The organism is Empedobacter sp. UBA6305 (assembly GCF_002440405.1).
GTDB classification, from domain to species: domain Bacteria; phylum Bacteroidota; class Bacteroidia; order Flavobacteriales; family Weeksellaceae; genus Empedobacter; species Empedobacter falsenii_B.
Genome location: NZ_DJTP01000041.1, coordinates 25,889 through 45,005 on the forward strand (window position 1 = coordinate 25,889; position 19,117 = coordinate 45,005).

Below are 19,117 nucleotides of genomic sequence, written 5' to 3' on the forward strand. Positions count from 1 at the left end.
ATTTTTAAATCTTTAAAAATTAAGAAAAGGTAAAGTTTATAACACTTTACCTTTTTTATTTCTTTATTAGATAAATTTCTTCAAATTATATAAAATTATTATTTATTGATAATCAATAGTATATCCGATTTAAATAAATAATTCCCAAAAAAATTAGGATTATAGTTTTATTTTAACATTAAATTAACAAATCGCTGTAAGCATCTAAATTCGCAAAGCACAAGAGATTTTAGAATTAAAAATCAATTGATTAGAATAATTCTAAATAAGAAGCTGTTTATACCCTTAAATTTGCAAAGTAAATCAGAAAAATCTAAAGGATGACGAAAAGCATTACAGCGTTTATAGCAATGTTAATGATTTTTCCAATAGCAAATGCTGATGGTAAAATTTTTAAGGATTCTGGTAATAATGACACAATTATTATGCCAGCTTCTGAGAAAAGATTTAGTAACGATATTGATAATGATACCATCAAAAAAGATACATTATCAGTTGAAGATGAAAAGTTGGTTGGAGAACTTATCGAGAATAGTGCTCGAAAAATCTCGACAGGAGTTGTTTCTTGGTATGGAGACAAATTCCACGGACGCAAGACAGCTAGTGGTGAAACGTATGACAAACACGAACTAACAGCTGCCCATAAGTCTTTACCATTTGGTACGAAAGTAAAAGTTACGAATATCAGAAATGGTAAATCTGTAGTTGTAGAAATCAACGACAGAGGTCCATACGCTAAATCTAGAGTTTTAGACTTAAGTCAAGCTGCATTCAGCGAAATTGGTCACACCAATACAGGAGTGATGCAAGTTGAATACGAAATTATCAAAAGCGAAGACAAGAAAGACTAAGATGTTCAGAAAAAATTAAAAGGTTTGAGAATTTATTCTCAAACCTTTTTTTATGCTCTTAAGTTTCGTGCAAAAAAAATCCTGACAAATGAATATCAGGATTTATAATTATATGATGTAAGAAAATCTTAATCTAAAATTTTAAGCACTTTAGTTGTACGGGCTCTTGATGCTTCAACTAATTCAGCTTGTGCTAAATCTTCACCGTAAGAAGGGATCATTTCTTTGATTGCTTCGTTCCAGTTGTTTTTCATCAAGTCTGGGAAACATTGTTTCATTAAGTTCAACATTGCACTAACAGATGTAGATGCTCCTGGAGAAGCTCCTAATAAGGCAGACATTGTTCCATCTTGAGATGTTACGATTTCTGTACCAAATTTTAAAACTCCTTTTCCATCTTGTTTTTCGATTACTTGAACACGTTGTCCTGCAGTTTGTTCGAACCAATCTTCTAGTTTAGCTTCAGGAAAATATTCTTGTAATTCTTCTACTTTTTTCGCTTTAGATAACATCACTTGTTCTACCAGGTATTTTGTTAAATCGATATTGTTTAATCCACAATTCATCAAAAATCCTACGTTTCCTAAGTTTACAGATTTGAATAAATCGCAATTAGATCCGTATTTTAAGAATTTTGTTGAGAATGTTGCAAATGGACCAAATAATAGAGATTGTTTTCCATCAATAACACGTGTATCTAAGTGAGGAACAGACATTGGTGGTGCACCAATTTTTGCTTTTCCATATACTTTTGCATGATGTTTTTTGATTACTTCTTCGTTTTGACAAATTAACCATTGTCCACCAACTGGGAAGCCACCAAATTTTTTCGATTCTGGAATTCCAGATTTTTGTAACAATAAAATTGCTCCTCCACCTGCACCAATAAATACGAAATCAGCATTAAGTGCTTTGTTATTTCCAGATTTTAAATCTTTTACTTTAACTGCCCATTTTCCGTTGCTAAGACGAGTTAAGTCTTTTACTTCGTGTTCAGTTTCTAACGTGATTTCTTTTTTGTCTTGTAAACCTTTGAAAATTTGACGCGTTAATTCACCAAAATTCACATCAGTTCCCAAGTTCATATGCGTTGCCGCAACTTTTTCATTACCTTTTCTACCGTCAACAATTAATGGAGCCCATTCTCTGATTTTAGAAACATCATCCGAATATTCCATATCCTTAAATAAAGGATGCTGAGATAATTTTTCGTAACGTTTTTTCAAGAAATTTACATCGTCATCGCCCCAAACAAAAGACATATGTGGAGTAGGACGTAAGAATTTTTCTGGAGAAGAAACGTAATTATTTTCGACTAAGTAAGACCAAAACTCTTTCGAAGTTTCAAATTGTTTTGCAATATTAATTGCTTTATCAATATTAACCACTCCATTTTTGTCCATTGGTGTATAATTCAATTCACAAAAAGCAGAGTGACCAGTACCTGCATTATTGAAAGCATCAGAGCTTTCAAATCCAATCTTATCTAATTTTTCGAAAACAGAAATCTTAATAGCCGGATTTATTTTTTTAAGAAGTATGCTTAAAGTAGCACTCATGATACCAGCACCAACTAACACTACCTCTTGAGGTTGTTTTTCCATTTCTCAAAAATATATTTACGTTGCAAAGGTATTAATAAATAGCCTTTTTTGCGAAATAATACGCAGAAAAAACAATGATTTTTTACATAAATTATTGTTTTGAGATAATTTGAATAGATTTTATTTTATAGAAAATTATTCAAACTCAGTTTTTCCAATACTTTCGATGTTGTCTGCTTGTGATAAATCTGCTTCAAAAGCTTTTTTGTTCACAACTGTTGTTTTTGAAATTTTATCGTGCCAACCATTTTCTCCTAAAAAAGTAAGAACATCAAATGGAATTATTCTACAAATACTTCTTGTAAAATAATCTTTCGTTGTAGGTGTAGAACCGTCAATCATCACAACTTTTGTTCCTGTAATAAATTTACCTAATGAACGTCCTTTTGTGATAGATTCTATCAGAAAGTAATAAAAAACTAAAACAATTGCTGCTATAATATTATAAATCAAATTGCTTTCAGGTAATTGGAAATTCATCATTACTGCTACTACACCTAATATCAATCCAATAATAAATGTACATATCAAGTATACTATGCCATCTATTAAATAATTTGCTAATCTCAAACCTTGATTGGTTTTGTGTTCGCCAACTTTGTAATCTTGATACATAATGTTTAGTGTTAATTAGTTGTAAATATATGATAAATGATAATTTTAGTGGAATTATTATTAAATTTTATCTTCCATCCAACGTCTAAGGTTGATATAATTGGTATTTCTACGCAACAAATTTTCATTGTCCGAATCTTTCAAGAAATCATCTAATTCTCTGAAAGCTTTAACTTTTTCATGAGGATACAAATCATTTAATTCAATAAAAAATAAACTAATTTTTCGTGTAATAATGTTACTATTTTTCATCTTTTTACAGAATTGATGCGTTTTGTACGAATACATATCCAATTCTTGATCGTTGCCAGAATCATATAAATTCATCATAATCAAAACCAAGGTGTAAAAATGTAAATCTTCTTGAATTGTAGATTCACTATTGATAATTTTTTGACAATAATCAAAGGAATTATCCCAATCTTTATTCAGAAAATAATACGCAGCTATTTTTAGATAAAGCACTAAAATATGGTGGTTATCGATTTTATGTTGATGCAATTTTATTTCGCGCAAAATATCTTTAATTAAAAAAGGGCTAATATTTTCTTTTGGATTAATGAAAAAATAATTCAGTTTACTATTAAATTTATTGATAAACCAAAGCGCTTCCACATTATCATTTTGAGGCAAAATCTCGTAAACAGATTCCAATTTATCAAACCAAAATTTGAATTCTTCCGAATTTTTTTTCAGATATAAAATTTTCAATAAATATGAATTTCCTTTGATAAACCAAACAGGGTGACTAAGAATTCGCTCTTTTTTCTCGTAAAATAACTCAACCCATTTTTTAGAAAATTCATAGGCAGAATGTAGGTTTTGCGTTAACATCGACAACCAAACATTTGCTTTATAAAACCACAATTTCTCTTTGAATTTTAATTTCTTGAAATCGATATTTTTTGTTTCCGAATCAAAGAAATTCTGAATTTTCTTAATTTCTTCTTCATCTTTTGCATATCCATTTTCAAGCAAAATGCTATATAATTTCAGCGATAAATTAGATAATTTACTCGCTTGTAAATTCTGTAAACTTAACTCTTCCGATTGTTCAATCAATTGATCTGCACGACCAGAAATACTTCGTGTAATAAATTGCGATTCGATAATTTTTTCGAGCTCTAAAATATCATAAGCAATAGCTTTTTCGTCAAAATCTAAGGCTTGAGTTTTGGCTTTGTCCAACATTTTTAGACTTTGCTTGTGCAAGCCTTTTTGGTATAAAATTGTAGCAAAATCAAATTGTTCACGTATTTGCATACGCGAATTCTGTTGCGAAGGATTCATTCTCAAGCTAAACAAAATTTGCTTGTATAAATGCGCTTTTAGATTTGATAATTGTTGTTTTGTGGTAATTTTTTTCTTCAAAATTGACGTTTCATCATATTCTTCCAACTTATCCAACGCTTCAAATAATAACAAAAATTTTGCATCTGCATTAATTTGCAAACGATTTACATAAAGCTTGAATTGACGTTTTTCGGAACGATTAAGCGACTTTATTAAACTAAATAGTGCGTCTTTGTTATGATTTGACATTGTAATTAAATTATATATAATAGATTGAAAATGAAATAATTGAATAAAATATTTCGGCTTTAAGAATTGTAAAACCTATTTCAATTTGAAAATTTAAAGTTAGTACAATTTTAATTTTACATCACAATAACAAACAAAACTAATTGCAATGAGTGCTGAGAAGATTCAAATTTTTGATACGACACTGAGAGATGGAGAGCAAGTGCCGGGGTGTAAGTTAAACAAAAAACAGAAGTTAGAAATTGCGGCTCGATTGGACGAATTAGGCGTTGATATAATCGAGGCTGGTTTTCCAATTTCAAGTCCTGGAGATTTCGAAGCCGTAAATGCAATTTCAAAATTAGTGAAAAATGCCACAGTTTGTGGTTTAACTCGCGCAAACAAAAAAGATATAGAATCTGCTGCCAAAGCTTTGCAATATGCGGTAAAACCAAGGATTCATACTGGAATTGGAACTTCGGATTCTCATATTATTCACAAATTTAATTCGAATCGTGAAGCGATTATCGAACGTGCAGTTGAAGCGGTTGCTTATGCAAAAACATTTGTAGATGATGTTGAGTTTTATGCTGAAGATGCAGGAAGAACGGATAATGCTTTTCTTGCTCAAGTTTGTGAAGAGGTGATCAAAGCTGGTGCGACGGTTCTTAATATTCCAGATACAACGGGTTATTGTTTACCTTTTGAGTACGGAAATAAAATTAAATATTTGAAAGATCATGTTCAAGGGATTGATAATGTGATTATTTCTTGTCACAATCATAATGATTTAGGTTTAGCGACAGCGAATGCAGTTGCAGGAGCAATAAATGGAGCACGCCAAATAGAATGTACGATTAACGGAATTGGAGAGCGCGCTGGTAATACAGCTTTAGAAGAAATTGTGATGATTTTTAGACAACACAAAGAATTGAATTTCTATACAGATATCAATGCTCAAATGTTAACAGAATTAAGCCAATTAACTTCTGAAACAATGGGAATGATGGTGCAACCAAACAAAGCAATTGTAGGATCGAATGCTTTTGCTCACAGTTCTGGAATTCATCAAGATGGTGTGATTAAAAATCGTGAAACATACGAAATTATCAATCCAGCAGATGTTGGTGTCAATGAATCCTCTATTATTCTGACAGCTCGTAGCGGGCGTTCGGCGTTAGCTTATCGTCTGAAAGATATTGGTTTTAATACATCTAAAAATGAATTAGATATTTTATATGAACAATTTTTAGAAATCGCAGATTTGAAGAAAGAAGTTGTTCGCGAAGATTTACTTGTATTAATGCATCAGTTTAACCAAACAACACAAAGAAAATTTGCATGAGAACATTATTCGATAAAGTGTGGGATGCCCATGTTGTCAGCCAAGTAGAAAATGGACCCCAAGTTGTTTACATTGATAAACATTTGATTCACGAAGTAACAAGTCCACAAGCTTTTGCAGAATTAGAAGCGAGAAATATTCCAATTTTTCGTCCAGATCAAATTGTTGCAACTGCGGATCATAATGTACCAACGATCAATCAAGATCAACCAGTTCGAGATCCATTATCAAAACAACAATTAGAACAATTAGCAATTAATTGCGAAAAAAATAATATTACATTTTATGGCTTAGGTCATCCGTATCAAGGAATTGTTCACATTATTGCGCCAGAATTGGGCGTTACACAACCGGGAATGAGTATGGTTTGTGGTGATAGTCACACGTCTACGCATGGTGCTTTTGGAGCAATTGCTTTCGGAATTGGAACAAGCCAAGTGGCGCAGGTTTTTGCAAGTCAATGTTTGTTGATGAATAAACCAAAATCGATGCGAATCAAAGTGAATGGAAAATTGAATCCAAATGTTCAACCAAAAGATGTGATTTTGTATATCATTTCTAAAGTTGGAACAAATGCAGGAACAGGTTTTTTCTGTGAATATGCAGGAGATGTTTTCGAGAATATGTCGATGGAAGGTCGAATGACCGTTTGTAATATGTCGATTGAAATGGGCGCTCGTGGCGGAATGATTGCACCAGACGAAACAACTTTTGCTTATTTAAAAGATAAACCATTTGCCCCGAAAGGAGAAGAGTGGGAGCAAAAAGTAGCGTATTGGAAAACTTTACCAAGTGATGCTGATGCGATTTTTGATGAAGAAATAGAATTTGATGCGGCGGATATTTATCCAATGATTACGTTTGGTACGAATCCGGGAATGGGAATTTCGGTGAAAGATATCATTCCATCAAAAGATTCGTTAAGCGATAATGAAAAAGAATCGTTTGAAAAAGCGTTGAAATATATGGGATTCCAAGATAATCAATCAATCATCAATCATCCAATTGATTATGTGTTTATCGGAAGTTGTACAAATGCAAGAATCGAAGATTTGCGTGAAGTAGCAAATTATGTGAAAGGAAAACAGCGCAATGAAAATGTAACTGCGTGGATTGTTCCGGGATCGAAACAAGTAGAAAAGCAAGCGATAGAAGAAGGTTTGGACAAAATTTTTGAAGCCTCTGGATTCAGATTGCGCGAACCAGGTTGTTCGGCTTGTTTGGCGATGAACGACGATAAAGTTCCAGAAGGAAAATATTGTGTTTCGACTTCGAATAGAAATTTTGAAGGACGTCAAGGTCCAAATTCTCGTACATTATTAGCAAGTCCTTTGATTGCTGCTGCTGCTGCAATTCACGGAAAAATTGTTGATATCAATTAAAATTTACTCAAAATGGATTCAATCAATCAATTAAAATCATCGGCTGTTCCGATTAAAATAGAAAATATAGATACCGATCAAATTATTCCAGCTCGTTTTTTGAAAGCGATTAGTAGAGAAGGTTTTGGAGATAATTTATTCAGAGATTGGCGATTTAATCAAGATAATCAATCAATTGATAATTTCCCGCTGAATGATTCAAAATATGCTGGAAAAATATTAGTTGCAGGTAAAAATTTTGGTTGTGGAAGTAGCCGAGAACACGCTGCTTGGGCAATCAAAGATTACGGATTTGATGTGGTAATTAGTAGTTATTTTGCAGATATTTTCAAAGGAAATGCATTGAATAACGGAATTTTACCAATCGTTGTTTCAGATGAAATTTTAAATCAAATCTTTGAGATCATCGATCAAAATCCTTCAACAGAATTTGAAGTTAATTTAGAAAATCAAACCTTAAAAATTCAAGATCAAACCATCAACTTTGATGTTGATTCTTATAAAAAAATCTGTTTATTAAATGGATATGATGACATTGATTTTTTAATCAGTCAAAAAGATAAAATAGAAACTTACGAACAAAACCATAAATCTTTACAACATGAAAACGCATAAAATTGCAGTACTTTCTGGCGATGGAATAGGACCAGAAGTCGTTTCTGAAACAATAAAAGTTCTGAAAGTCGTTGAACAAATTTTTAAATATAATTTCGAATTTGAGGAAGCTTTGATTGGTGCAATTGCGATTGACGAAACGGGAAATCCTTTGCCTGATGCGACATTGCAATTATGTAAAGATGCAGATGCGGTTTTGTTTGGTTCTATTGGTGATCCAAAATATGACAATAATCCGAACGCTAAAGTTCGTCCCGAACAAGGTTTGTTAAAGCTAAGAAAGGAACTTGGTTTATTTGCAAATATCCGTCCAATCAAGGCTTACGAATCTTTGTTGGGGAAAAGTCCATTGAAACGTTCGCACATCGAAGGAACAGATATGGTTATTTTTCGTGAATTGATTAATGGAATTTATTTCGGAGAAAAATTTACAGCACAAGATGGTTCTCATGCGTATGATACGTGTTCGTACAACAGAAAAGACATTGAGCAAATTACACATTTAGCTTTTCAGGAAGCAATGAAGCGTCGCAAAAAAGTAACGTTGGTAGACAAGGCAAATGTGTTGGATACCTCTCGTTTATGGCGAAAAGTTGCGATGGATATTAGCCAAAAATATCCTGAAGTTGAATTAGATTTCTTGTTTGTTGATAACGCAGCGATGCAATTAATTATCAATCCAAAACAATTTGATGTGATTTTGACAGAGAATATGTTTGGTGATATTATTTCGGACGAAGGAAGTGTAATTGGAGGAAGTATAGGTTTGTTGCCTTCGGCTTCTATTGGTACAGAAAATGCATTGTTCGAGCCTATTCATGGTTCGTATCCACAAGCAAAAGGAAAAGGAATTGCAAATCCGATGGCTTCTATTTTGAGTGCCGCAATGATGTTGCGTTATTTGGGATTGGAAGAAGGAGCAAAAGCAATAGAAAATGCGGTGGGAAATGCGATTAATAATTTGATTGTAACTTCAGATTTAGATGAAACGAGCGATTATTCGACGTCTGTTGTAGCAAATTATATTGCGAAGATATTATTGAGCGATCATGATCATCATTCATATTTTAATTTTGAAAATGTATTGATGGGGAAATCGACGATTATATAGTTTTTATTATTTATGACTTAATGAAAAAGCCATTCAGAGTTCTGAATGGCTTTTTCTATTGTATATTTTTATGAGTTGATGATTACATCATTCCTGGCATTCCACCTCCCATTGGTGGCATAGCTGGCTCATCTTTTTTAATTTCTGTAACAACCGCCTCAGTAGTAATTAACATACCTGCAACAGAAGCAGCGTTTTCTAATGCAACACGAGCGACTTTAGTTGGATCAATAACTCCAGCCTCGATCATGTTTACATATTCGTCAGTTTTTGCATTGTATCCGAAATCTCCATTTCCTTCTTTTACTTTTGCAACAACTACAGAACCTTCACCACCAGCGTTGTGAACGATTTGGCGTAATGGTTCTTCAACTGCACGCGTTACTATTTTAACACCTGTAGCTTCGTCAGCATTTGTAGTATCGATTGTTAAGTTAGATAAAGCTCTAACAAAAGCAACACCACCACCAGCAACGATACCTTCTTCTACAGCAGCACGAGTTGCGTGTAAAGCATCATCAACACGGTCTTTAATTTCTTTCATTTCAACCTCTGAAGCAGCACCAACGTATAATACAGCAACACCTCCAGCTAATTTAGCTAAACGCTCTTGTAATTTTTCGCGGTCATAGTCAGAAGTAGTTGTTTCTACTTGTGCTTTAATTTGGTTAACACGAGATTTGATTTGCTCTGCATCACCAGCACCATTAACAATAGTTGTATTGTCTTTGTCGATAACTACTCTTTCAGCAGTACCTAACATTTCTAAAGTAGCAGTTTCTAACGTAATTCCTTGCTCTTCAGAAATAACTGTACCTCCTGTTAAGATTGCTATATCTTGTAACATCGCTTTTCTACGATCTCCAAATCCTGGTGCTTTAACAGCAGCAATTTTTAAAGAACCTCTTAAACGGTTCACTACTAAAGTAGCTAAAGCTTGACCTTCAACTTCTTCAGAAATAATTAAGAATGGACGTCCTGATTGAGCAACTGGTTCTAATAAAGGTAAGATTTCTTGTAAGTTAGAGATTTTTTTCTCACATAATAAGATGTAAGGATTCTCTAATTCAGCAATCATTTTATCTGCGTTTGTAACGAAGTAAGGAGATTGATATCCACGATCGAATTGCATTCCCTCTACAACGTCAACGTAAGTTTCTGTTCCTTTTGCTTCTTCAACAGTAATTACTCCTTCTTTTCCAACTTTAGAAAAAGCTTCTGCGATTAATGATCCAATAGTATCATCGTTATTTGCAGAGATAGAAGCAACTTGTTTAATTTTTTCTGATGAATCACCAACTTCTTGAGATTGCTCTCTTAAGTTAGCAACGATTCCAGAAACAGCTTTATCAATACCACGTTTTAAGTCCATTGGGTTCGCACCTGCAGCAACGTTTTTCAAACCTTCGCGAACGATAGCTTGAGCTAAAACTGTAGCAGTTGTAGTACCATCACCTGCAACGTCGTTTGTTTTAGAAGCAACTTCTTTTACCATTTGAGCACCTAAGTTTTCGATTGGATCTTCCAATTCGATTTCTTTTGCTACAGAAACTCCGTCTTTTGTTACATGTGGAGCACCGAAAGATTTTTCTAAAACTACGTTACGACCTTTTGGTCCTAATGTTACTTTAACTGCATTTGCTAATGCATCAACACCTCTTTTTAAAGCGTCTCTTGATTCAATGTCGAATTTAATATCTTTTGCCATTTTTTTTATAAGTTTTGTTGTCTTAAGTCTTAAGTCGAATATAATTAAAAATAAAAAAATAAGTTACTTTGTACTTAATACATTTTACTAATTACAACTAAATTTAGATGATTGCCAAAATATCAGCTTCACGCATGATTAAATAGTCCTTTCCTTCTAATTTTAATTCAGTTCCTGAATATTTTCCGTAAAGAACTTTGTCTCCAATTGCAACAGTTATTGGTTCATCTTTTTTACCATTACCAACTGCTACAACGATTCCTTCTTGAGGTTTCTCTTTTGCTGAATCTGGGATAATAATTCCTGATGCTGTTTTAGTTTCTGCAGGAGCAGGCTCAATAACCACTCGATCTGCTAATGGTTTAATGTTTAATTGTGACATATTTGTATTTTTATTTTAATAATTGATGGTTTTAAATAAACGAAAAACGTGCCAACACACAATTTCTGCCATTATGGATAAGTTAATTTCACTCCTTAAAACAAAAATGCCAAGTTGTATGACAACTTGGCATTTAAAGTGATTTTTATGAATAATTATTTTTTGATAATCACTTTTTTCGTGAATTGTTCGTTACCTGCTTCAATCGAAACAATGTAAACACCATTTGATAAACTAGATAAATTAACTTGTTGAGATTTCGAAGAATTCAATTTGTTTGAGTAAACTGTTCTTCCTGCTAAATCTGTCACCGTAATTTTACCTGTTGTAAATGAGTTTGTAAAATCTAAATTGATTATTCCATTTGAAGGATTTGGAGAAATCGTACCTAAATCTTTTCCTTTTATATCATTTGTAGTTAAAGAACTTTCTATAGAAAAATCAGTAGAGTTAACAGCTAAGAAAACGTTATCAATAGCTTTAATCATAATTCTCGCTTTATTAGTAATTCCTAATCCTGCAGGAACTGTGAATGTATAAGAACCGTTGTTCGGAACTGATTCAGCTAAAACATAATCAAATGTTTTTCCTCCATCAACCGATAATAAAATTTTTACATTTTGTGTGTCAATACCGTTTGCATCAGTTCCTGCAACATTCCAAGTAATTGTAGCAGTGTTATCTTGTTTCCAATTTTCTGCAATTGATTGCGAAGTCACTTTGAATGGACCAAAATTTAGAAAGTTTAACTGAACATTTTGTCGAGCGGTTAATCCAACTTCAGAATTATTGTCACGAACTGTTACAGAGAAATTCATTGTACGAGGAACTGAAGGAATGACTTCCCAATTGTTTTTATCGTAATTTGAAACGTTTGACAGATATAGATTTGTTTGAAATACTAATTCATTTGAAATAATTTTTTCTAAACGAGGAAAATAGCGAATTCCAACTTTTTGTGGAGAGAATGATCTGAAATTTGGGCCTTGAGAATTAGAGGAAATAGGAGGAAGTGATTTAATAGAAGTTTCAGAAACTTCAGGATTCATCTGCTCCCAAGAATATGTTAATTGATCATTATTTGAGTCAGTGGCTAATGTTTCTAAAGCAAATGCAGTTGAAATTGGAATGTTATATTTTGTTTTCAAGTTAGAAGCTATAATAGGTGCAGCATTAGTTGTTGTAACGAATTGTCCACAATTCACATAATTTAGCACTTTTGCCATTTCTTCTAAACTTTTTGTATGGAAATATGCATCACTTTGATTTTGTACGTTTGGTGAACAGATACCAGTGTAAGCCATAATTGTAGAACCACTTCCAGGTTCAACAGAACTGTTAAGTGTACGATTACAATTGTTGTTTTGTGTATGGTAGGCACCTAATTGATGACCAATTTCGTGGGCAGTATAATCAATATCAAAAGCATCCCCAATAGGAACTATTGTACCAGTCACTCCTCCTGCTTTTGCTCTATCATTACAAACTGCTGGCGTATTGGCTAATCCATTTGAATTATTATCATCATTCACTTGAAAAAATAAATGACCAATATCGTAGTTAGCAACTCCAATAACATTATTTGTAACAGTAATATTTTCCTCAAGATTGTAATTTGCTGCAGAATTAGAATTAATATTAGGGTCTTGGAAAGAATCAGAATCAATAAAAAATAATTGATCAGTATTTGGAATTAATTCTAAAAAAACACCAACATCATTTTTTAAAACGCCATTAATTCGTGTGAGTGATAAATTGACTGCAGCTAATATTGACGCTTTCTTTTGAGCTTCTGTACCAGATGATAAATTAGCTTGTTTGATTACAAAATCTGAATACTCAGTCGTTGTTGTAATGGCTAATCTAAATTTTCTTAAACTTCCATTTTGAGTTGCTGTTCGAGAAGATTGTTTAATAGTTTCAAAATTCAAATTATCTATCCCAAGAGCACTTTCAGAAGGTTCTGTAGCACATTTGAAAGAATTTGTATTAACTAAATCTTTTTTATCATACACAATATATGACGCTTTATTTTTGGTGTAAGCGTCTATTAACACTGTTTTATTGCCGTTTGAAACTAAACCATACAAACCAAATTGAGGAGATAAACTAAAATTGATTTTCTCTGTCAAATCATTTGTATTGTATCCAGAAAAAGATTTTATATCTGGGTATTTAGTTTGTAATTCAGGAGATAAATTTGAGGTTTCTACAATACGATATGTATTAAACTTTCCGTTCTCAGTTGGAAATTTTAATAAAAAATTTTGTTGATTCGTATTGTTTAAATAGTTCACCAAATTATCATAAGCTAAGTCTAATTTAACCGATTTAGTTGGTATATGTGCTCTTGGATTTAATTGCTCTTTAGAAATATTTCCTTTCGCATTGGTAGTTTTCCAAAAGTTTTGTTGAGCAAATAAGTTTGTGCTAAATGCAAGACAAATAAGTAAATATTTAGATGTATATTTTTCCATTTTTATTTAGTTTTTACTAAAATCTTCTCTACAGATTTAGGTACAATCATCATCAATAAATTTGAAGAATCTTGTGTTTGATTAATTCCTTTTATAGGTGTTAAATGTAAATTATAAATCTTTTCATTACCAGTAATAGAATCAATATTATATGAATTAATATGTTTTTGAGGAATCAAAATTATTTGATTTTGTTCATAATCAATAACGAAACGAGGTAATGATTTATTGTAATCTTTTGGTAATGTGGCATACATGTTGTTTAATTCAGTTTCATTTTTGAAGAAATGTGTTCCTGATAATTCATATTGCGCAGAAAAAGTTGTGAGTAATTGATAATTTTCTTTTGGAATTTTCTGATATACTTTTTGACCAACACAGCTTATAAAAGTAAGTAAGATGGTTATAAATGAAACGAATGTTTTCATAATTTAGGTTTTGATAAATTTAAAGATAATATTAATCAATCAACAAAAAAAGCCTCACAATTTGTGAGGCTTGTATATTTTCTTATCAAAATTACTTCGCTGGTTGAGCTGGTAATTGATTTTGACTTGCTCCGTTTGCAGCAGGTTGCGTTGGTAAATTATTAGCTGGTGCCGTAACATTTGGCTTAATTGGTTTTATCGCATTTGGATTTTCATGCGAAGCACTTGCTCCAATAATCAATACGATTACAGCGATAAATAATCCCCAAGTTGTGTTGTCTAAGAATTTATTCGTTCTTTGAACTCCAAACATTTGGCTTCCTCCGCCACCTCCGAAAGTAGAAGATAATCCTCCTCCTTTAGGGTTTTGAGATAATACGATTAGTACTAATAATACACATAAAATCATGATAATAATCATGAAAAACTGAAATAGTCCCATTTTATTATTTAGAGTTTTTTAAATTTTCAATTTCTTTAATTCGATTTGCAAATAAACTATTTTTTTCTGGATATTTCAAAATTAATATCTTATAAGCTTTAATTGCCTTATCATATTTTTTTTGCTCAATATAAATTTGAGCCAAAGTTTCGGTCATCAAATCCGAATATTCTTCCGTATTCTGAACGAAATTTGATGGTGTGTTAACTGGTGTAATATCCGTTTTTTTCATCGGAACGATTTTCGGATTTTTTTCCAAAAAGTCATCAATCAACTTATATTTTATTTCTCTTTCTGCAATTTCTTGCTCTTCCTCAATCTCTTGTTGAGTTTTTGATTGAGAAGGAACTTTCTTCAACCAATCCGAAAAAGAGAACGTCGAATCATCCGAATTATTTTCAATGATTTCTACTTTTTCTTCAATCGTTTCAGGTTCAGATTCTTCAATTACCTCCGCATTTTCAGACAATCCTTCTATAATTTCTTCTTCCTGATTATCTTCAATTGTTTCAATTACCTGCTGAGGTTCAGATTCAATAATTTCAATTCCAGAAGTTTGTTGAACAGCATTTTCGATATCATTCTCAGAAGTTAAATTTTCTTCTTTCGAATTATTTTCTACCACAACTTTATTCGTGATTTCAGCAACTTCGTTCAATTCTTCATCCGAAATAATATCAACAACATGATCTGTTCTCAATTCAGATTCTTCTGTATCATTTTCGATCATTTCGTCTACAATATCTTCATTGATTTCTTCTGAATTAGTTTCAGAAACAACTTCAATTTCTTGGTTTAATTCTTCTTCTTTTTCTTCAATGATTTCATCAATAACTTCAACTGTTTCGTTATTGTTTTCGATGATTTCAGAAGTAGAATTTTCTAAAATTGGTTCAGAAATAATTTCGTTTTCAACTAATTCTTCCATTATTTCTTCTTCCATTTCAGGAGAAATAGTTTCAGTTTTTGTTTGAATTTCTTTTTGAATTGGTTCTGAATTGATGTAATGATACAAATCGACACGATTGCTACTGTGAATTGAAGTTTTGTTCAAATAATCCTCAAAAGAAGGATGATTTTCCTTTTTTAAACCATAAAGTAATAAAGCGCGCAATGTGTAGAAATACGGATATTTTTCTACCTCTTTTTTAAGAAGTGGAATGTCCGATTTCTCAACTTCGTACGGATGTGCTACTAAATATTCAATTCTGGTCATTGCTCAAATATAAGGTTATTTTTTTACCAATCCATCGCAATAGACGCAAAAACTTGGTCGCGAATATCATCAATAATTAAAGGAACAATTGACGATTCTACAGCGCTTAACATTGCATTTCCGTCATATAATTGGAAAGCAGAAAATGTTCTGTCATAACTTTTTGATTCGTCTTTATTGTTGATGTATCGAACTTTTACATAAATCGTCAAACGGTTTTTTGCCGCAATATCATTTGATTGAATTGCTTCTGGAACAACATCGTATCCCGTAATTTCACCTTCGATAATTAAGTCAGAATTTTCATTCGAATTTAACTTTAACTTCGTTCTACTTCTAAAAATATCTTGAATCGCAATCGTTAAATCTTGACTCAAAGTAGGATTTTGTTGAGGTGCGTAATTCGGAAAAGTTGCCACATAAATTGTGTTCCAATCTGGTTGAATTGCTGCTCCCGAAAGTGAATATTTTATACATCCTGTTAAACTAAAAATAGCAAAAATACTAAGGACGAATAGTTTTATTTTGTTCATATTACAAATGATATTGTTTGATTTTTCGGTACAATGTTCGCTCAGAAATTCCCAATTCGTCAGCCGCCATTTTACGTTTTCCTTTGTGTTTTTCCAACGCCAATTTTATCATTTCCTTTTCATTATCTTGCAACGAAAGAGATTCTGGTTCTTCGATTGGACTTACATCATATACATCGTTCGAATAATCGTATTGCGATTGTTGATAATTTGGTGTAATTGGAGCAGATTTCGTTGGAACCAAATTATATTGACTTGGCACAAAATCTTCTTCTGGTTCGTTTTGATCTTGATAAACGCGCTGAATCAATTCTTGTGTATTGCCATTAAAATCTTCAACATCTTTGTGTTTGATTAAATCTAATGTTAAAGCACGTAAATCGTTCAAATCTTTTTTCATGTCCAATAAAACTTTGAACAATAATTCACGTTCCATAAAATCAGAAGAACTTCCATCTTTCGATTTATTTGTTACCGTCAACATTGTTGAATTATTGGGTAATAATTCCATGATTTTTTCTAACGAAATCACACGGTCTTTTTCCACAACAGAAACTTGTTCAGCAAAATTTCTTAATTGACGCACATTTCCCGGCCAAGGATAATTCGCAATATAATTTTGGGCTTCTGGAGAAAGCTCAATATGCGGCATTCTGTATTTATTTGCAAAATCTGAAGCAAATTTTCGGAACAATAAATTAATATCTTCCTTACGCTCGCGCAAAGCAGGAATATCAATTTGAACTGTATTTAATCGATAATATAAATCTTCACGAAATTTACCTTTTTCAACAGCTTCTAATAATTTTACATTCGTTGCAGCAACAACACGAACATTTGTTTTTTGAAGTTCTGAAGAACCAACTTTCATAAATTCGCCCGACTCCAAAATGCGTAATAAACGCACTTGTGTTGCTAAAGGTAATTCACCAACTTCATCTAAGAAAATTGTTCCGCCATCCGCTACTTCAAAATAACCTTTACGTGTTTGTGTAGCACCTGTAAAAGCGCCTTTTTCGTGTCCAAATAATTCAGAATCTATTGTTCCTTCTGGAATCGCACCACAGTTCACCGCAATATAATTGTTGTGTTTGCGTGCTGATTGATTGTGAATAATTTTCGGAATAAATTCTTTACCAACACCACTTTCTCCGATAACAAGAACAGAAATGTCGGTAGGTGCAACCTGAATCGCCTTTTCTAAAGCACGATTCAAGGCTACATTATTTCCAATGATTCCAAAACGTTGTTTGATAGTTTGTAAAGAATCCATTTTTTAATTTTTTAGGTTTTCGAAATTGAAATTTTCAATCTCATCAGTTTTTTGATTTGAAAAATGATACTGAAATAAGTTCAGCAAGATAAATTGGATAAATTATCCTTCTACCATTTCACCAATCAAAGTTGCCGTTGTACAGCTATTTGCTTTTACGTTTACAAAATCTCCAACTTTAGTTCCTTCCACTTTAGGGAAAACTAAAACTGCATTTTGCGTATTACGCCCATACCAGAAATTTTCGTCACGTTTAGAGTTACCTTCAATCAAAACTTCATGAGTTTTTCCAACATAACTATTCATACGCTCAGCAGAATGTTTTTGTTGCATTTCGATGATTTCTTGTAAACGACGTTTTTTATCTTCTGGTAAAACGTCATCAGGCATTTTTTTGTGCGCTGGTGTTCCAGGACGCTCAGAATAAGCGAACATATAACCGAAATCATATTTTACATATTCCATTAACGATAATGTATCTTGATGTTCTTCTTCTGTTTCTCCACAAAAACCTGCAATCATATCGTGCGATAAAGCACAATCTGGAACGATACGACGAATTTTATCAATTAATTCGAAATATTCTTCACGAGTATGTTGACGATTCATACGCTCTAAAACACTCGTAGAACCTGATTGAACTGGTAAGTGAATGTATTTACAAATGTTTTTGTGTTTCGCCATCATTTGCAATACACCTTCTTCCATATCTTGTGGATTTGAAGTTGAAAAACGTAAACGAATATTAGGAAACTGCGTAGCAACCATGTCTAATAATTGCGCAAAATCTACAGCAGTTGCTTTCTGAATATCAGTTGCATTTTTGAAATCCTTTTTTGGTCCTCCTCCATACCATAAATATGAATCGACATTTTGACCTAAAAGTGTAATTTCTTTATAACCAGATTCTGCTAATTCTTTACACTCATTCAAAATTGAGTGCGGATCACGAGAACGCTCACGGCCACGTGTAAAAGGTACAACACAGAACGTACACATGTTATCACAACCACGAGTAATCGTAACGAAAGCTGTAACGCCATTTCCTCCTAAACGAACAGGAGAAATTTCTGCGTAAGTTTCTTCTTTTGATAATTGTACATTTACCGCATCACGACCATCCTCAACATCATTGATTAAGTTTGGTAAATCGCGGTAAGCATCAGGACCTACAACGATATCAACTAAATGTTCTTCTTCAAGAAATTTATGTTTCAAACGTTCCGCCATACAACCCAAAACACCAATTTTAAGACTTGGATTTTGTTTTTTGATTGCGTTTAAAGTTCCTAAACGTTTACGAACTGTTTGTTCCGCTTTTTCACGAATAGAACAAGTGTTTAAAAGAATTAAATCTGCTTCGTCAACTTTTTGAGTGGTTTGATAACCTTCGTTATTTAGAATAGATGCAACAATTTCACTATCCGAGAAATTCATTTGACATCCGTAACTTTCTAAGAATAATTTCTTTGTTGCATTACGAGTAGGAGCAGTCATCAAAGCCTCTCCTTGTCTTGCTTCATCTATATGTTTTTCTTCTGTATGCATTCTAAAATGGATATTTTATCGTGCAAAAATAATAAATCTATGTGACATATTGGCAGTAAAATTTTC

17 protein-coding genes are annotated in these 19,117 nt (G+C 32.4%); 5 read left to right on the forward strand and 12 right to left on the reverse strand.

The features are described 5' to 3' along the window. Window positions 1-320 precede the first annotated feature (320 nt). A complete protein-coding gene (locus B3M86_RS09725) occupies window positions 321-851 on the forward strand; it encodes a septal ring lytic transglycosylase RlpA family protein (RefSeq protein ID WP_125349637.1) in 531 nt (176 codons plus the stop codon). Between the two features lie 128 nt (window positions 852-979). Here the strand turns inward: B3M86_RS09725 and mqo are convergent, their stop codons facing one another. From mqo to B3M86_RS09740, 3 genes are all read right to left on the reverse strand, one after another. Then, window positions 980-2,455, reverse strand: coding sequence for a malate dehydrogenase (quinone) (mqo, locus tag B3M86_RS09730; RefSeq protein WP_125349636.1), 1,476 nt, complete (start codon window positions 2,453-2,455; stop codon window positions 980-982). A gap of 135 nt (window positions 2,456-2,590) precedes the next feature. Beyond that, complete coding sequence (locus B3M86_RS09735; RefSeq protein ID WP_291075844.1) at window positions 2,591-3,070, reverse strand: RDD family protein; 480 nt, start codon at window positions 3,068-3,070, stop codon at window positions 2,591-2,593. A 60-nt stretch (window positions 3,071-3,130) separates the two neighbouring features. Continuing rightward, window positions 3,131-4,612, reverse strand: coding sequence for a hypothetical protein (locus B3M86_RS09740; protein WP_115001724.1), 1,482 nt, complete (start codon window positions 4,610-4,612; stop codon window positions 3,131-3,133). Window positions 4,613-4,760: 148 nt separating this feature from the next. On the opposite strand from B3M86_RS09740, the gene B3M86_RS09745 reads away from it, so the two are divergent. From B3M86_RS09745 to leuB, 4 genes are read left to right on the forward strand one after another with little or no spacing between them, the layout of a single operon-like run. Further along, window positions 4,761-5,936, forward strand: coding sequence for a 2-isopropylmalate synthase (locus tag B3M86_RS09745; protein ID WP_115001722.1), 1,176 nt, complete (start codon window positions 4,761-4,763; stop codon window positions 5,934-5,936). Further along, window positions 5,933-7,318, forward strand: a complete 1,386-nt coding sequence (gene leuC / locus B3M86_RS09750) for a 3-isopropylmalate dehydratase large subunit (protein ID WP_115001721.1) — start codon at window positions 5,933-5,935, stop codon at window positions 7,316-7,318. The genes B3M86_RS09745 and leuC overlap by 4 nt, the downstream gene beginning before the upstream one ends. 12 nt (window positions 7,319-7,330) lie before the next feature. Continuing rightward, a complete protein-coding gene (gene leuD / locus B3M86_RS09755) occupies window positions 7,331-7,933 on the forward strand; it encodes a 3-isopropylmalate dehydratase small subunit (protein ID WP_219034380.1) in 603 nt (200 codons plus the stop codon). Continuing rightward, the gene (gene leuB, locus B3M86_RS09760) at window positions 7,920-9,044 is read left to right on the forward strand and encodes a 3-isopropylmalate dehydrogenase (RefSeq protein ID WP_286494786.1); all 1,125 of its coding nucleotides are present in this window, start codon (window positions 7,920-7,922) and stop codon (window positions 9,042-9,044) included. Before leuD ends, leuB begins: the two co-directional genes overlap by 14 nt. Before the next feature lie 82 nt (window positions 9,045-9,126). Here leuB and groL read toward each other — a convergent pair whose 3' ends face one another. From groL to miaB, 9 genes are all read right to left on the reverse strand, one after another. Then, window positions 9,127-10,752: a chaperonin GroEL gene (gene groL, locus B3M86_RS09765; RefSeq protein WP_125349630.1), complete on the reverse strand. Its 1,626-nt coding sequence runs from the start codon at window positions 10,750-10,752 to the stop codon at window positions 9,127-9,129. 103 nt (window positions 10,753-10,855) lie between these two features. Further along, window positions 10,856-11,134, reverse strand: a complete 279-nt coding sequence (locus B3M86_RS09770) for a co-chaperone GroES (protein ID WP_125349629.1) — start codon at window positions 11,132-11,134, stop codon at window positions 10,856-10,858. Between the two features lie 155 nt (window positions 11,135-11,289). Next, complete coding sequence (locus B3M86_RS09775; protein ID WP_125349628.1) at window positions 11,290-13,611, reverse strand: zinc-dependent metalloprotease; 2,322 nt, start codon at window positions 13,609-13,611, stop codon at window positions 11,290-11,292. 2 nt (window positions 13,612-13,613) lie between these two features. Continuing rightward, window positions 13,614-14,039 (reverse strand): hypothetical protein, encoded by a 426-nt coding sequence (locus tag B3M86_RS09780; protein WP_125349627.1) that lies wholly within the window; start codon window positions 14,037-14,039, stop codon window positions 13,614-13,616. Window positions 14,040-14,130: 91 nt separating this feature from the next. Next, window positions 14,131-14,481 carry a preprotein translocase subunit SecG gene (gene secG / locus B3M86_RS09785; RefSeq protein ID WP_038332909.1) on the reverse strand — a complete coding sequence of 117 codons (351 nt, stop codon included), beginning with the start codon at window positions 14,479-14,481 and terminating at the stop codon, window positions 14,131-14,133. Between the two features lie 4 nt (window positions 14,482-14,485). Continuing rightward, window positions 14,486-15,697 carry a tetratricopeptide repeat protein gene (locus B3M86_RS09790; protein ID WP_219034382.1) on the reverse strand — a complete coding sequence of 404 codons (1,212 nt, stop codon included), beginning with the start codon at window positions 15,695-15,697 and terminating at the stop codon, window positions 14,486-14,488. A 23-nt stretch (window positions 15,698-15,720) separates the two neighbouring features. After that, entirely contained in the window at window positions 15,721-16,230 is a 510-nt protein-coding gene (locus B3M86_RS09795; RefSeq protein WP_125349625.1) for an LptE family protein, read from the reverse strand. A gap of 1 nt (window position 16,231) precedes the next feature. Beyond that, entirely contained in the window at window positions 16,232-17,503 is a 1,272-nt protein-coding gene (locus tag B3M86_RS09800) for a sigma-54 interaction domain-containing protein (protein WP_291075841.1), read from the reverse strand. Between the two features lie 102 nt (window positions 17,504-17,605). Beyond that, window positions 17,606-19,051, reverse strand: a complete 1,446-nt coding sequence (gene miaB / locus B3M86_RS09805) for a tRNA (N6-isopentenyl adenosine(37)-C2)-methylthiotransferase MiaB (protein WP_291075839.1) — start codon at window positions 19,049-19,051, stop codon at window positions 17,606-17,608. Window positions 19,052-19,117 lie beyond the last annotated feature (66 nt).

Excerpts from the sequence above, each read along its gene's own strand:
- B3M86_RS09745 (WP_115001722.1), top strand. The coding sequence starts at position 4,761 with ATGAGTGCTGAGAAGATTCAAATTTTTGATACGACACTGAGAGATGGA.
- B3M86_RS09790 (WP_219034382.1), bottom strand. The coding sequence starts at position 15,697 with ATGACCAGAATTGAATATTTAGTAGCACATCCGTACGAAGTTGAGAAA.
- B3M86_RS09795 (WP_125349625.1), bottom strand. The coding sequence starts at position 16,230 with ATGAACAAAATAAAACTATTCGTCCTTAGTATTTTTGCTATTTTTAGT.
- groL (WP_125349630.1), bottom strand. The coding sequence starts at position 10,752 with ATGGCAAAAGATATTAAATTCGACATTGAATCAAGAGACGCTTTAAAA.
- miaB (WP_291075839.1), bottom strand. The coding sequence starts at position 19,051 with ATGCATACAGAAGAAAAACATATAGATGAAGCAAGACAAGGAGAGGCT.
- B3M86_RS09725 (WP_125349637.1), top strand. The coding sequence starts at position 321 with ATGACGAAAAGCATTACAGCGTTTATAGCAATGTTAATGATTTTTCCA.
- B3M86_RS09780 (WP_125349627.1), bottom strand. The coding sequence starts at position 14,039 with ATGAAAACATTCGTTTCATTTATAACCATCTTACTTACTTTTATAAGC.
- B3M86_RS09735 (WP_291075844.1), bottom strand. The coding sequence starts at position 3,070 with ATGTATCAAGATTACAAAGTTGGCGAACACAAAACCAATCAAGGTTTG.
- leuB (WP_286494786.1), top strand. The coding sequence starts at position 7,920 with ATGAAAACGCATAAAATTGCAGTACTTTCTGGCGATGGAATAGGACCA.
- secG (WP_038332909.1), bottom strand. The coding sequence starts at position 14,481 with ATGGGACTATTTCAGTTTTTCATGATTATTATCATGATTTTATGTGTA.
- leuC (WP_115001721.1), top strand. The coding sequence starts at position 5,933 with ATGAGAACATTATTCGATAAAGTGTGGGATGCCCATGTTGTCAGCCAA.
- B3M86_RS09740 (WP_115001724.1), bottom strand. The coding sequence starts at position 4,612 with ATGTCAAATCATAACAAAGACGCACTATTTAGTTTAATAAAGTCGCTT.
- mqo (WP_125349636.1), bottom strand. The coding sequence starts at position 2,455 with ATGGAAAAACAACCTCAAGAGGTAGTGTTAGTTGGTGCTGGTATCATG.
- B3M86_RS09800 (WP_291075841.1), bottom strand. The coding sequence starts at position 17,503 with ATGGATTCTTTACAAACTATCAAACAACGTTTTGGAATCATTGGAAAT.
- leuD (WP_219034380.1), top strand. The coding sequence starts at position 7,331 with ATGGATTCAATCAATCAATTAAAATCATCGGCTGTTCCGATTAAAATA.
- B3M86_RS09770 (WP_125349629.1), bottom strand. The coding sequence starts at position 11,134 with ATGTCACAATTAAACATTAAACCATTAGCAGATCGAGTGGTTATTGAG.
- B3M86_RS09775 (WP_125349628.1), bottom strand. The coding sequence starts at position 13,611 with ATGGAAAAATATACATCTAAATATTTACTTATTTGTCTTGCATTTAGC.